This window comes from Paraburkholderia sp. EG287B, from assembly GCF_040965595.1.
Classification (GTDB): Bacteria; Pseudomonadota; Gammaproteobacteria; order Burkholderiales; family Burkholderiaceae; genus Paraburkholderia.
The window spans coordinates 1-13,371 of the sequence record NZ_JBFRCG010000029.1 but is presented as its reverse complement, the minus strand read 5'-3'; the positions used below and the strand labels follow the sequence as shown (position 1 = coordinate 13,371).

The following is a 13,371-nucleotide window of genomic DNA, read 5'->3' as shown; positions in this document are numbered from 1 at the left end:
CCATCAGCTGACGTTCAGACCGGATGCTGTACAGCACCTGCAGCAGCATCGCCCGCCTGCAGGGCGGCCAATCAGAAAGCGATGAGCGGATTTTGGGGGCTTTTGGCAAATTCTCGCCAAGCTGGAGCTCGCAGCCCGTAAAGTTTCCGAGTCGTCAAAGAAGGCCACGGCAACGTCAGACAGTTTCGACGAGCCCGATATCTGGAGATGAGCCCGTATCCGTCATTTAGTTGACGGGCGACGCAGGATTGCGAGTCCTTGAAGGGTGGCGCAAGCGGCTCCCGTTCGGGCAAGATTTAACGGCCCGAGCACTAACCGCGCCAGCAGTCCACGTGCAGCGACTCGCTGGAAAGATGGCATCACTGGCACGCCGCTCCTCCTGCCTCTGTTCCTTTAGGACTACAGTGACTCAAACGGGCAGGAGCAGCTTCAAGCTCGCAACCATCAGCACAATGCCCAGCAGAAAATGGATCTGGCGAGGTGATAGCCAACGGCTGCCCAGATGTGCCCCAAACCAGCCTCCCACGATCACCACCAACGCCAACCGACCGATCCCATTGGGAAGGTGATCTGCGGCGTTCCAGGTACCTGCCAGCGCCGCTATGGAATTGCAGAGGATGAACAGCGCGGAAACGGATGCTGCGGTGCGCGTGGAGCACCACCGACAAAGCAACAGAAGTGGTGTCATCAGAACGCCGCCGCCCACCCCGGTCAGCCCCGAGGCAAACCCGATAACCGCTCCGCACACCAGCGCGATCGGCCTGGGAGGTGGTCGCACAGCGTGATCATTTGATGGCTTTCGCGTCAGCGATAACGTTCCGGCAATTAACAACAGGATGCCAAGCAGATACTCAAACCGTGTTTTCTGGAGCGTTATATAGCCGCCCAATAGCGCCATGGGAATGGCCGGAAGTGCAAACGGCCAGAACAGCTGCCAGTTAAAATGCCTGTCGCGAATGAAGCGCCAGTTCGCGACCAGGGAAACGAGGATATTCAGGACGAGCGCGGTGGGCTTGATGATGTCTGGCTCGTAGCCCAACAATGCCATTATGGCAATGTATCCAGAAGCCCCAGCCTGACCTGCGCTCGCGTAAAGCAGCGCAACGGCCAGAAACGCGCCGTAGGTCAGCAGTGTTTGTGTACCGATCATCGCGCATATCAACCAGAAGCCTGAAGTGACAGTATCGCATCCGAAGCTGGCTGAATACTTGCGTTAACTCAGGTAGCCTGCGAACAGGACTGAATCCGCTGTCGAGCATGGATCGGCTATCGTTGATCACCCATCAACAGCATTGCCGGCGGCTTGCAGGCCAGGCATTTTGTGTCGCATCTTCGCGAGCACGATTTGATTTCCGTCGCGCACAACCAGCCCTTCCCTCTCCAGGTTCGCCAGAGGGCGATACAGGGTTGCATGCGCGATCCCGAGCGTGGCCACCCATTGCATGAGTGTGCCAGGCGGCTTGAACCGACCCTCGTCGTTGCGCTCGAGGCGCAGGCAATGCAGGACGCGGTCGCGAGGCGAACGTAGCATCAGACACTCATCGCGGGCGCGGCTGCGCATGAGTTGCCGCGACGGTTGACCTGTTCCACTGTTGAGGTGCTCATCGGATGATGATGCTTCATGCCGGGATCGTGCCCTTGCATCGTGACGATGATCGGACAACTGGGCATCGAACCATTCATGCAGAGACGAGATGAGGCTCGTCCGCAAGTCACGATAGTGGATCTTCAGTTCGCCTGGACGCACTCGCACTAAACTGACACACGGTTGGCTCCTTTTCACGCCGAAGATCCTGGAATCAGGTGTCGCTATGCAAGCGCGCTCGTCCGATGCAGCATCCGTCCGCTTCCCCAGTGATGCGAGGCTCGCTGCTGTGCTCAGCTGGTACGCAGGCATCGGCGCGCGGGAAGCTGTGTCCCGCTATCTCGCTCCTGAACACGTCACGGACACCTCCGCACGCAACATGCTTCGACGCATCCGCCGACGTCTGAGCGCGCACGCACTGGAGCGCAATCGCCCGACCTTGCCGCAGTCTTTCTCGACGGGACGACGCGAGGCGATCGCTCATCCGTCATGCGAGCCATTGAAACACTGCGACGGTCCCCGCTTCCGCGGCCAGCGCTGGCTGACCCCGTGAGCAACTGGCTCACGCCGCGCAGCGTCTCGCCGCTCGAAGCGCACAGATTGTGCCCCCTTGCGGACCTGATCGTGCAAGCCCGGCAACGTCGCCGATGGTGGGAACCAGTCTAGGGACTTGGTGCGGCCGGAACGCGCCGCATCGAGGCGTTCCTCACCGCGCACTCTGAGCTGGTTGAGCGCGCCGACGCCCGGGCCCCGCCACGGCCGACGCCGCTGGAACCATGGGAAACGCTGCGCGTTCCTGAGCGGGTGAACGGCACCCATGGACAGTTCCGGGCACCCCAGGCGACCTGTTTGCTGAAAGCAACCGACGACTACGAGGCAGCGCGGTCATGGCTCGCGCTGCACGAGACTTCAGGGGCTCATCGTGCTTACCTCAAGGAGGCCGAGCGACTGATGCTCTGGGCAATCGTCGAACGAGGTTGCGCACTATCGTCTCTGACGAAAGACGACGCCATCGCGTACCGCAGTTTCCTGCGCCGACCGACACCGGCCACGCGCTAGTCCGTTGAACCGGATGAATTGCACCGGATTCGCCGCGATGGATCGGAGTACTTCCATTTCAATGGGAGCGCTTGCTTGTTGTATTGACGGATGTACCGCATGAGCTTTTTGTCGAGATCCCTGGTGCTGGTGAATACGCCACGCGCAATGACGTCGCGCTGGATGCGGGCAAACCAGTTCTCGACCTGATTCAGCCATGACGAATACGTGGGTGTGTAATGTATCGAGACTTTCGGATGGTCAGCCAGAAATGTTTGAACGGCGTCGGTTTTGTGGCTGCTCACGTTGTCACAGATCACGTGGATCTCCTTTCCGCGCGACTGGGCCGATACCACCTCGGTGAGGAACGCGACAAACTGGGCGCTGGTATGGCGTGGCGCGGTTTTGCCCAGCACTTCGCCAGTTGCGACATTCAATGCGGCGAACAGGCTCAGGGTTCCATTGCGTTTGTATTCGAAGCCATGACTCTCAGCGCGCCCGGGCGAGAGCGGCAACATCCGGTCCTTGCGATCGAGCGCCTGGATGGCCGTCTTCTCGTCCACGCAGAACACCACCGCGTGCAACGGCGGATTGAGGTACAGCCCGATCACATCGGCGGCCTTGGTCTCAAAGTCAGGATCGTTCGACACCATGTGCGTATCCAGACGATGTGGCCGAATGTCCTCTGGCATTCGGGCCATGCGGGTCAGATTGCTCGCAACCATCGTCAGCTTGAAGTGCTGGTCGACGCGCCGAATGCCACGATAGACCGTCTGCCGGATCCGACCGACTGTTTTACCCCAGCCGAAATGCTCCTCGATTCGCTTGCGGATGATCTGGCTGATCCGGTAGCCCGCGTGCCGTCGATTGCGCTGCCGCCCCAACGTTCATCGTTGCGCGCAACATGCGGTGTCACCTTGCGAGCGCGGCAATCATTCACGAAGTCGCGGGTGTCATACGCCTTGTCGGCGCCAACTGTCTTTGCGTGAGCACTTGGCACGCAATCGAGCAACTGCAACGCACTGGCCCGCTCGGCAGAAACCATCTGCGTGACTGACCACGGCGCCGACCACCAGCCCCGAGCGATTCTCCATCAGGATGTGCCCGTGGTAGCACAGGATCGCCGGGCTCTTGTCGTGCTCGTCAAAATCCCGAGCGTAACAGACCAGCGCATCCAAATTGCACCACTACCGAATACACAACGACCTCGTCCCCACCCCGCTGCCTTCGGTATGTCAACCCGCAGCACCGGTAGTCTTCGCCGCATGACGGCCGCGCTCGCGAGACGAATTGTTCAGGGCGCATGGTGAGAAGCCCACTTTTGCACGTCTAGTCAAGTACACTGCCGGCCGCAGAATCACGCCATTCTCCGTCGCGATCTCTTACAAGGGCTCTGGTGCAAATAGACGGTCCCTCAGCCCATGTCAATTGTCACGTATTGACCGAATGCTTACAAACGAAACGACGACTGTCGCACGTCGGCGGTCCGCACAACAACCTACGTCGGATACCAATCCGCCTGACAGCGTCGCACGTTGCCTGATGGCTCCTTGAGCCTTGAGCCGACTAATCTAAGTCGGCACGATCTGTGCTCTGGAAATATGAAGCGATCTCGCGATCACGCCGTATGACGTCTCGGGCGTCACACAGTAAAGACTAAGTTGCACCGATACGCTTCCCAAAAAATTCAAAAAAAAAGCAAATGCACATATCAAAGATACAGCTGACTTTTTCTGCTCTCTCCTGCCAAAACGGTTGTTCCTGGAAAAGCGCGAACCTGACCATCAATACCCTTCGATCCTGTACAGGGAGTGTCTACACAAATGACCATTTCAATCTACGACCCCACGCTGCGCGACGGGAATCACGCCGTCTCCCACTCATTGTCCCTTGAGGAAATTTCCAGATACTGCCGAGCAGTTGACGGCTGCGGTATCGACGTTATTGAGGTCGGTCATGGTAATGGTCTAGGCGCGTCTTCCCTTCAGCTTGGTATCGCGCGACACCGGGATACCGAAATGCTTGAAACCGCTCGAGCAAACCTGACACGTTCGAAACTCGGAATTCATATGATTCCCGGATTTTCCCGGTTAAGCGACATCGATACGGCACTGCGCATCGGGGTTGAAGTGCTCCGTATCGCAGCGCATTGCACCGAAGCCAGCCTGACTGAAAGCTATATCGAACATGCAAGAGCGAGGAACGCATTTGTGCAGGGCGTCCTGATGATGACTCACATGGCAAGCGCTGAGAGGTTGCTCATCGAAGCCTCGAAGCTGCAGGCCTATGGCGCAAATGCCATCGTCCTGATGGATTCAGCAGGCAATTACGATCCAGACAGCACCCACGAGAAATTGAGCCTGCTGGTCAAAGAGATTAGCATTCCCGTAGGTTTTCACGCTCACAACAATCTCGGCCTGGCCATTGCCAATTCCCTGGCCGCCGCCAAAGCTGGCGCTACCGTCATCGACGGATGTATGCGTGGCTTCGGTGCCGGCGCCGGCAATACCCAGCTGGAGGTGCTGTGCGCAGTACTGGAGCGCTACAGGTTCGAAACCGGCGTTAACGTTTTTGAGTTGTGCCGCGCGGTCGAAAGCCTCTCGGACATCGCACCGGTGAAGACGCCAACAATAGTAAAAACGTCGAATCTGATCAGCGGTCTTTACGGTGTCTGTGGTGGATTCGAAAAACACGTCACACGCGCTGCATCCGAATTCCGCGTCGAACCACGAAAGATCTATGAAGAACTCGCGCGTTGCAACGCAGTGGCGGGCCAGGAGGATCTGATTATTTCGGTCGCCAGTCGCCTGTCTCAATCCGACGCCACCGTTTGACCCTGGAGATCAAAGATGGGACTGAAAACCGCCATTATCGGCAGCGGCAATATCGGCTGCGACATACTCTGCAAGGTTCTCGCAGAACCAGGCCTCGATTGTGCAATATTCGCCGGACGCTCAAAGGAGTCGTCCGGTCTGACGTTCGCACGCGAGCGCGGCGTTGAAACGACGCCCCGCGGCATCGACGGGCTCATGGAGTGCATCGATCAGTTTGATCTCGTTTTTGATGCCACTTCAGCATCGGCGCACGAAGGACACGCCCCCTGCCTGATCGAAGCAGGGAAGGCGATCATCAACCTCACCCCGACGCCTATGGGTGAGCTGTGTGTTCCGTCGCTCAATGGCATGGAGCTGGTCGACGCAAGCAATATCAACATGATTACCTGCGGTGGTCAGGCATCAATCCCGATCGCAGCGGCTATTGCTCGTGCCAACCCGGATGTCCGCTACATCGAGGTCGTATCTTCGATCAGTGCTGAGAGTGCGGGTCCTGCAACGCGTCGCAATCTGAGCAACTATATCACGACGACCGAGAATGCGTTAAAGCAATTCACCCAGTGCGAGGACGTCAAGGCAATCCTGAACATCAACCCTGCCAAGCCGAACGTCTACATGCAGACTGCGGTATCGGCACTGATTGACGAAGTCGATCTTGCGGCAACACAACGCGAAGTCGACCTTGCCGTCAGACAGGTGCAGTCTGCCGTGCCGGGTTATGAGGTGGTCGTCGGTCTTCACTACAGCGGCAACCGTCTGTTCACGATGGTTCGCGTCGAAGGCGCAGGTCACTATCTCGATCCAAGTGCAGGCAATCTCGACATTATTACGGCCAGCGCGACGTATATGGCGGCGCTCAGGGCGCGCAGTTGCGTGGCCGAACTTGTGGCCTGAAACAGCGAGAAGACATATCCATGCCTACGCTTGCCCCTGACCTCGAATTTGCCCGGTTCTGCCCTATCCTCGGCGTAGCTCAAAACGTCAGAAAAGTTCAGGGCCCTGTCATTGATCTCGGTGTCGGACTCCCCGGATTTCTTCCCGCGCCCCATATCGTGCAAGCCGCAGTTACTGCCGCTTGCGAAGATAACGGTGCTTACGGGTCCAGCCGAGGAGATGAGGCACTTCTGACCGCCTATCTGGGTTACCTGCGCCGATCAGGAATCAGCTGCTATTCGGCGAACAATCTGGTTGCAGGTCTCGGTGCGAAGCACCTGCTCTTCAGCGCCCTGAGGGCAATCATCCGCCCGGGCGACAAGGTCGTTGTGCCAACACCTTGCTGGCCAACGTATTTCGACATCGCGGCCCTTGTCGGTGCCGATGTCACCCGGATACCTTGCTGCGCCGCAACGGGTTACAAGATGTCGCCCGAGGCTCTTGAAGGCGCACTCACCGACGAGGTCCGTGCCGTCATCCTGAATTCACCGGGCAACCCGACTGGCGCAGTCTATACCACCGAAGAACTCACATCGCTGGCGCAAGTCATGCGCAAACGGGATATCTGGATCATCTCAGACGATGTCTATCAGCGCTTCGTCTTCGAGATGGACCGTTGTCCCGACCTTTTTTCTGTCGCTCCAGATCTGGCGGAGCGTATCATCAAGGTTGACAGCGCATCGAAGCTCTATGGAATGCCGGGATGGCGGGTTGGCATGATGGCAGCCAACGAAAGGATTGCTGCTGCGGTCACCACGCTCAACTCCAATTCCATTTCAAACCTGCCGTCCGTTACAGCAGCGGCCGCGGCCGCAGCATTCAGCGGCGATCAGTCTTTTTCCTTCGCTGTGAGGGATCGACTGTTCACGCGCAGGCAGCTATTACTTGCGCACCTTGAAGCCGCCCCTCATATCAGCTACAGCGTACCGTCCGGCGCCTTCTACCTGTTTCTGGATATCAGCCAAACCATAGGCAAGCGCAGTCAAGGGAAATTAATCACCGACGACGAAGTGTTCTGCTCCGTCTTGCTGGAGAGCCACGGTGTCGCTCTCATTCCCGGCAGTTTTTTCGGGGCACCCGGACATGTGCGTCTGACCTATTCTGGCGACACAGGGCAGGTTCAGTCCGGTGCATTGCGCTTACGTGAATTTCTGTCGTCCATCTCATGACTGACGTCGTCGTGGAGCGAGGCAATTCGCACATACCGGTAGGGAGCACACCGTATTTTCAGACTGAGTGTGGCTAACACAACCTGGACATGAGGCCATGAAGGCCATATCCTGGCAGCATGTCCAGACGCAAAATCAGTAACGAGTTATGGGCGGCATTGGAGCCACTGATTCCAGTGTTCGCACCATCGCCCAAAGGCGGCCGACGCCGAACGGTAGATGACCGAGCAGCCTTGAATGGCATCCTGTACGTCCTGCAGACTGGCATTCCGGGGAATACCTGCCGAAGGAACTGGGTTTCGGTAGCGGCATGACGTACTGGCCACGACTACGAGACTGGCAGGCCGCAGGTGTTTGGGAGCAATTGCATCTGGCGATGCTTCGCCGGTTGCGTGAGCACGACCAGATTGATTGGGATCGGGCGAGTCTTGATGCCGCCAGTGTTGCCAGCCCCCGGGGGGCCAGGAAACCGACCCCAACCCGACAGACCGGGGCAAGCTCGGCTCGAAACGGCACATCGTCGTAGATGCGCGGCATTCCGCTGGCCATCACAGTCACGGGCGCCAACCGGGGTTCTGGTGCAAATAGGTAAGCGGGTCGAGAAAATCTATATAGGTAGGAAAGCTTACCGATCAAACAGGTCCGCATTCCATACGGCTGGCGCAGCGGCCTCCTTGAGGCCGAGCTTCGCGAGATCGAGCTGCTCCTTGCGAATGCGATGCGTCAACTCGATTCCTGAAATCGTGGTCGCGGCGCTCCCGAATCGCTTGAACCCAAGGATCACGTTCGTTCTGGACTTGATGTGGCGATGGTCTTGCTCGATCACGTTGTTCAGATATTTTGAGGACCGGACCTTCGTGTCTTCAGGCAGCAGACCACCGGTCTTCATTTCGCGCACCACGCGGTGCGAGGCAGCATAGCCGTCGAGCGTGATGGTCTCCGGCGGCTGGCGCCGATCTGCGTTGTTTCTACCGATTCATGTCCCAGCCACAACGCGATGTCTGATTGCCTTCCTGAAAAAGGCTTTTACCGTCTTCACGTCGCGCTTGGCACTGAGCATGAAGTCCACCGTCTGGCCCACCCGATCCACCGCCCGATAAAGAATAGACCCCTTGCCGCACAGCTTGAGATAAGTCTCGTCAAGACGCCAGGACTGGCCGATGGGCCTGCCAAAACGATTCCACCGTTTGACGAACTCCGGTGCAACGCGCCGCACCCAGCGCAGGATCGTCGTGCGGGCCAGCGACAGACCGCGTTCCGCCATCATTTGGCCAGATCCTAGCTTGTAGCGCAGGTACCAGCAACCCCAGCCCATCAAGGTCAAGGGCGGCCAGTGGAAATGTTTGCACTGTCCCGCATGAAAATAACTGCTGCGCCACAGTTCGCGCGGACTGAACTTCATATCAATTATCTTGATGTTAATTGTCTTGTTTCTCCCCTGTCCTCGCGGCAAACTTCTACCTCGCGCTTGCGGCGCGCGGTAGCCAAGCGGACTCTTCTCAAGGATGGTTGGACAGCTTCTTAGCCGTGCATCACGACGCGCTTCCTATAATTCCTTCGGAAACGGATATGGCAGAACTCGAAAAAATTACCGACGACAACCTTGGTACTGTGCAGATTTGGGGGTTCCATGGGAAATGTAGCGTAAGGGACGTCGCAGTGGCTCTTGAGAAGATCGCTGCAGGGCTAGAGGGCGACGGCCATACGATTCATGTGATGTCGGGCACCCACGGCTATTGCGTGGGACAAGTCGGTGCTGTCGCGACACGCGAGCAAAGGTTTGTGGAAGAAGATCGGGCTCTCGCCCACCCCGTGACGGCAGACAACAAGGCCATTGTTGTGGCAGTCCACGACTTCAATACGAACAAGCTGCCGGCTCCCGACTATGTGTCCGCTGCAATGGCTAAGCTCAACAGGGAGATCCGCACGATCGTGGCAGAGACGCCCGGGACTCCTACCTTTCTGCTCGCCTATTGCTGCAGTGCAGGCACGTAGTGGCGGTGATGAGTTCCCCGGGGGGCTTCTTCGAGTTTCCCCGGGGCATGCAACCAATCCACTGCCCGCTCAGCCCGAGCAAGAACGAATGAGCCGTCCCGTTGAGGTCAAATACATTCAAGGCTCCGGTTCAAATAGCGCGCCGAATCGGTTAAGGTGTCGGGCTGAGCGAATTGAGAGCTGGTGATGTGCACGCTGAAGAGCTTGGACGAACTGTTTGCACGCCGTCACTTCGACCGCGATGTGATCAGTTGCTGGTACCTGCGCTACAAGCTTAGTTTGCGCGATCTGGCCGAATGATGGCGGAACGGGGTCTGTCGCTGGGCCCGCACGACGATCCTGCGCTGGGTGCGGTGCGTTGCACCGGAGTTCGTCAAACGGTGGAATCGTTTTGGCAGGCCCATCGGCCAGTCCTGGCGTCTTGACGAGACGTATCTCAAGCTGTGCGGCAAGGGGGTCTATCTTTATCGGGCGGTGGATCGGGTGGGCCAGACGGTGGACTTCATGCTCAGTGCCCAGCGCGACGTGAAGGCGGTAAAAGCCTTTTTCAGGAAGGCAATCAGACATCAGGGCCAGCCACCGAAGACCATTACGGTGCAGTGCGCGAGATGAAGGCCGATGGCTTGCTGTCTGAGGACACGAAGGTCCGATCGTCGAAATATCTCAATAATTTGATTGAGCAGAACCACTGCAACGGCAAGTCCCGGATCGGCTTCAAGCGTTTCAGGAACGCAACGATCACTCTCTCTGGTATTGAGCTGGGACATCATATATGCCACCGCGCCCGTAGTCTGGGAGGCCATCGTGTCTGCTTGATGAGGTATCTTCTATAAAAGAAAAATCTCGTGCAGACCGCCTATTTTCACCAGAGCAGTCAAAGTAGTTCGATGCTTGTCGCAAGCTTGCCCTTAGGACCATCTTTTACGTCGAATCTCACTCGCACGTTCTCCCGCAAGGTCTTGAAGCCCTCCACACGGATTTCAGAGAAGTGCGCAAACACGTCAGTGCTTCCATCATCTGGTGTGATAAACCCAAAGCCCTTTGACTCGTTAAACCACTTTACTGTACCTGTTGCCATCTTTCTTCCCCGATCCCATTGTCCGGAAATACGTATCTTCGTTGGAAGATTAACAGTGCAGGACGATTTGTGAATTGATCATTATCAAAACTCCCCATGCTAATGCATCGACGGTGTACTGCCAGCGGTTGATGAGGCTCTCAGTTTATTGAATTGGGACGGTAGAATGAGGTAATGAAGAAGACAAAATCGCTTTATCATGGTCATCACTTTCCTGCTATCGTCATCAGCTGCGCGGCGTCGAGGAGTTGCTGCTCGATCATCGTGTTGTGGTCACGTACGAGACGATCCGCTGCTGGTGCGAGAAGCTTTTGGCACTCGATTCGCCCAGCGCGCCAAAGCGGCGCGGCCCAAGCCGGGCAGCACATCGCATCTGGACGAGATGTTCGTGATGCTGCGCGGCGAGCGGTATCTGTTGTCGCGAGCGGTCGACGAGCATGGCGCTGAACTCGACGTGCTGGCGCAAAAGCGGCGCGATAAGGCCGCAGCAAAGCGTTGCTTCCGGAAGGTGCTGCGTTCAAACCCGGTAAGGATACTATGCGTTCTTCGATAAAGGTAATCCACGCCCGCTAACTTGACAGTACCGTCGCACGCTCTATTGCACAGGAAGAGAGCCATTGTCCGAGCAAGATGCGCAACGTGGTAAGGGAATCAGGAGCGTGGCGTTGAACGCGCTGGACTGCCAATACCTGGTTATCTGAAAAGGATGTCTCCTTTAATGGGGTTGGCAAACTCCATCGCTTAACTTGACAAAGCCTGACAAGGCTTTCCAGACGTGGAAGCCGACTGCACCGAATGCGGCCGGCTCGAACTGATCGCATCAACTAGCACGGAGGACAGAATTAGGTGAAAGGCGATACGTACAAGCACCTCATCGCCGAGCTGCAAAAGTTGAACCGGCGCATCGAGAGTGCGAGGCAGGACGAACGGCAGAACGTTTTGCGGGAGATTCGTGAGAAGATGACCGAGTGGGATATTACTTCGAACGAGCTCCGGCGATATCGACGTGGCACGTACCACGTGAAGCCGGTTGTCGCGAAGTACCGAGACCCGGCCACTGGTCTTGAGTGGAGCGGCCGGGGCCGTGAACCGGCCTGGATCTCTGGCAAGGATCGCAGTCTGTTCCTCATCGAGAACAACTATGCACCAGCCGGCACGCTGCGGGCCGTTCGCGCTGGTTAGCTCTCTCTAAGGCTGCGCTACGCATCGAGCCTCGTTCCGAGTCTTTGGCCAGGTGCGGCCGAGCGGCCGCACGTAGGCGCTCGCCGCGCGGGGTTCATCTCGGTTTCGGTTTGTGCCTGTGGCCGTTTCCCCTGATTTGCCGTCCTGTCATGCGACGATAGCTAACTACGACCATCAAGGGCTGCGCCGGGCTCTATCAGATTAGTGAAATGGTGGCGATAGAGTGACGTAATGAAGAAGACAAAACCGCTTTATCATGGTCATCGCTTCCCTGCCATCGTAGTCAACTGCGCGGTTCGCTGGTATTTCCGGTTCAGCCTGAGCCTGCGCGACGTCGAGGCGTTGCTGCTCGAACGTGGTGTCGTGGTCACGTACTGGACGATCTGCTGCTAGTCCATTGAACCGGATGAATTGCACCGGATTCGCCGCGATGGATCGGAGTACTTCCATTTCAATGGAAGTGCCTGTTTGTTGTATTGACGGATGTAACGCATGAGCTTTTTGTCGAGATCTTTGGTGCTGGTGAATACGCCACGCGCAATGACGTCGCGCTGGATCCGGGCAAACCAGTTCTCGACCTGATTCAGCCATGACGAATACGTGGGGGTGTAATGTATCGAGACCTTCGGATGGTCAGCCAGAAATGTTTGAACGGCGTCGGTTTTGTGGCTGCTCACGTTGTCGCAAATTACATGAATCTCTTTTCCGCGCGGCTGTGCCGACATCACCTCGGTAAGGAACGCAACAAACTGGGCGCTGGTATGGCGTGGCGCGGTTTTGCCCAGCACTTCACCGGTGGCGACATTCAATGCGGCGAACAGGCTCAGCGTGCCGTTACGTTTGTATTCGAAGCCATGGCTCTCGGCGCGCCCGGGCGAGAGCGGCAACATCCGGTCCTTGCGATCCAGCGCCTGGATGGCTGTCTTCTCGTCCACGCAGAACACCACCGCATGCAACGGCGGATTGAGGTACAGCCCGATCACATCGGCGGCCTTCGCCTCAAAGTGGGGATCGTTGGACACCATGTGGGTATCGAGACGATGTGGCCGAATATCTCGAAGCGATGCTTGCGATGAGGTAGCAAGCCCTTCAGAAGGCATCTCCGCCACGCTGCAAACTAGGACGCTACTGGCCGACCGGCGAGCTCCTGAGCTTCCTGAATAGTCTGTAGCGTCACGAAACTATGTCGGGTGTCGGGACGAGTACGTCCGCTTTGCGAACTGCAAACTGCAATCTTCGAACGGTCGCTGATCGCCCAATCATGTCACCCCACGTAATCAGGAAGGGAAGAGAGTGCCTCATGTACTAAACCGCTGACGTAGACCGCAATAACTCTGACACCGTTGCGTCATAAAAAGTGTCATCCATTGAAAGGCGTGGATCAAGAGATAAATACTCCTCTCTCAGGTTTTGCTACCCTGCTTAGCTGAAACGTATGCGATCCACGAACGACGCCCCTCAGAGTAAGGTGGCGGAGCGCGTGAGGTGTGGTAGTGATGCGGGTCAGCGGAGGTCGGCCGGCATTTTCCAGGGAAGCAACGCGTCGTAGTCGTCGAC

At 57.3% G+C, this 13,371-nt stretch carries 11 protein-coding genes and 6 pseudogenes; 10 read left to right on the top strand and 7 right to left on the bottom strand.

The genetic code is table 11. The annotated features are described in order from the left end of the window. Nucleotides 1-409: 409 nt before the first annotated feature. Together AB4Y40_RS37460 and AB4Y40_RS37455 are read right to left on the bottom strand one after the other, a co-directional pair. Nucleotides 410-1,150, bottom strand: a complete 741-nt coding sequence (locus tag AB4Y40_RS37460) for a sulfite exporter TauE/SafE family protein (protein ID WP_368692146.1) — start codon at nucleotides 1,148-1,150, stop codon at nucleotides 410-412. Nucleotides 1,151-1,276: 126 nt separating this feature from the next. Beyond that, complete coding sequence (locus tag AB4Y40_RS37455; RefSeq protein ID WP_368692145.1) at nucleotides 1,277-1,783, bottom strand: hypothetical protein; 507 nt, start codon at nucleotides 1,781-1,783, stop codon at nucleotides 1,277-1,279. Nucleotides 1,784-2,074: 291 nt separating this feature from the next. Here AB4Y40_RS37455 and AB4Y40_RS37450 point away from each other — a divergent pair, with 291 nt between their 5' ends. After that, nucleotides 2,075-2,251 (top strand): phage integrase family protein, encoded by a 177-nt coding sequence (locus AB4Y40_RS37450; RefSeq protein ID WP_368692144.1) that lies wholly within the window; start codon nucleotides 2,075-2,077, stop codon nucleotides 2,249-2,251. Between the two features lie 389 nt (nucleotides 2,252-2,640). Here AB4Y40_RS37450 and AB4Y40_RS37445 read toward each other — a convergent pair. Continuing rightward, nucleotides 2,641-3,753 (bottom strand): annotated as a pseudogene (locus AB4Y40_RS37445) (IS630 family transposase); the annotation flags it as partial. 693 nt (nucleotides 3,754-4,446) lie between these two features. On the opposite strand from AB4Y40_RS37445, the gene dmpG reads away from it, so the two are divergent. From dmpG to AB4Y40_RS37425, 4 genes and pseudogenes are all read left to right on the top strand, one after another. Further along, nucleotides 4,447-5,457 carry a 4-hydroxy-2-oxovalerate aldolase gene (gene dmpG / locus AB4Y40_RS37440; RefSeq protein WP_368692143.1) on the top strand — a complete coding sequence of 337 codons (1,011 nt, stop codon included), beginning with the start codon at nucleotides 4,447-4,449 and terminating at the stop codon, nucleotides 5,455-5,457. 15 nt (nucleotides 5,458-5,472) lie between these two features. Continuing rightward, nucleotides 5,473-6,351 (top strand): acetaldehyde dehydrogenase (acetylating), encoded by an 879-nt coding sequence (locus AB4Y40_RS37435; protein WP_368692142.1) that lies wholly within the window; start codon nucleotides 5,473-5,475, stop codon nucleotides 6,349-6,351. 20 nt (nucleotides 6,352-6,371) lie between these two features. Continuing rightward, entirely contained in the window at nucleotides 6,372-7,559 is a 1,188-nt protein-coding gene (locus tag AB4Y40_RS37430) for a pyridoxal phosphate-dependent aminotransferase (protein ID WP_368692141.1), read from the top strand. A 119-nt stretch (nucleotides 7,560-7,678) separates the two neighbouring features. Further along, a pseudogene (locus AB4Y40_RS37425) lies at nucleotides 7,679-8,130 on the top strand (IS5 family transposase); the annotation flags it as partial. A gap of 54 nt (nucleotides 8,131-8,184) precedes the next feature. On the opposite strand, the pseudogene AB4Y40_RS37420 reads toward AB4Y40_RS37425, so the two are convergent. Next, nucleotides 8,185-8,859 (bottom strand): annotated as a pseudogene (locus AB4Y40_RS37420) (IS6 family transposase); the annotation flags it as partial. A 269-nt stretch (nucleotides 8,860-9,128) separates the two neighbouring features. On the opposite strand from AB4Y40_RS37420, the gene AB4Y40_RS37415 reads away from it, so the two are divergent. Together AB4Y40_RS37415 and AB4Y40_RS37410 are read left to right on the top strand one after the other, a co-directional pair. After that, on the top strand, nucleotides 9,129-9,554 hold the full coding sequence (locus AB4Y40_RS37415; protein WP_368692140.1) for a hypothetical protein: 426 nt from the start codon (nucleotides 9,129-9,131) through the stop codon (nucleotides 9,552-9,554). Between the two features lie 348 nt (nucleotides 9,555-9,902). After that, a complete protein-coding gene (locus AB4Y40_RS37410; RefSeq protein ID WP_368692139.1) occupies nucleotides 9,903-10,166 on the top strand; it encodes a DDE-type integrase/transposase/recombinase in 264 nt (87 codons plus the stop codon). Here the strand turns inward: AB4Y40_RS37410 and AB4Y40_RS37405 are convergent. Then, complete coding sequence (locus tag AB4Y40_RS37405) at nucleotides 10,121-10,357, bottom strand: hypothetical protein (RefSeq protein ID WP_368692206.1); 237 nt, start codon at nucleotides 10,355-10,357, stop codon at nucleotides 10,121-10,123. The genes AB4Y40_RS37410 and AB4Y40_RS37405 overlap by 46 nt on opposite strands. Before the next feature lie 71 nt (nucleotides 10,358-10,428). After that, nucleotides 10,429-10,632 carry a cold-shock protein gene (locus AB4Y40_RS37400; protein WP_368692138.1) on the bottom strand — a complete coding sequence of 68 codons (204 nt, stop codon included), beginning with the start codon at nucleotides 10,630-10,632 and terminating at the stop codon, nucleotides 10,429-10,431. A 174-nt stretch (nucleotides 10,633-10,806) separates the two neighbouring features. Between AB4Y40_RS37400 and AB4Y40_RS37395 the strand changes: the two are divergent. The 3 genes and pseudogenes from AB4Y40_RS37395 to AB4Y40_RS37385 form a co-directional block, all read left to right on the top strand. Next, nucleotides 10,807-11,158, top strand: a pseudogene (locus AB4Y40_RS37395) (DDE-type integrase/transposase/recombinase); the annotation flags it as partial. 320 nt (nucleotides 11,159-11,478) lie between these two features. Then, nucleotides 11,479-11,814 carry an H-NS family nucleoid-associated regulatory protein gene (locus AB4Y40_RS37390; protein WP_368692137.1) on the top strand — a complete coding sequence of 112 codons (336 nt, stop codon included), beginning with the start codon at nucleotides 11,479-11,481 and terminating at the stop codon, nucleotides 11,812-11,814. 231 nt (nucleotides 11,815-12,045) lie between these two features. Further along, nucleotides 12,046-12,198: pseudogene (locus tag AB4Y40_RS37385) on the top strand (IS6 family transposase); the annotation flags it as partial. A gap of 5 nt (nucleotides 12,199-12,203) precedes the next feature. Here the strand turns inward: AB4Y40_RS37385 and AB4Y40_RS37380 are convergent. Then, a pseudogene (locus AB4Y40_RS37380) lies at nucleotides 12,204-12,869 on the bottom strand (IS630 family transposase); the annotation flags it as partial. Nucleotides 12,870-13,371: the final 502 nt, after the last annotated feature.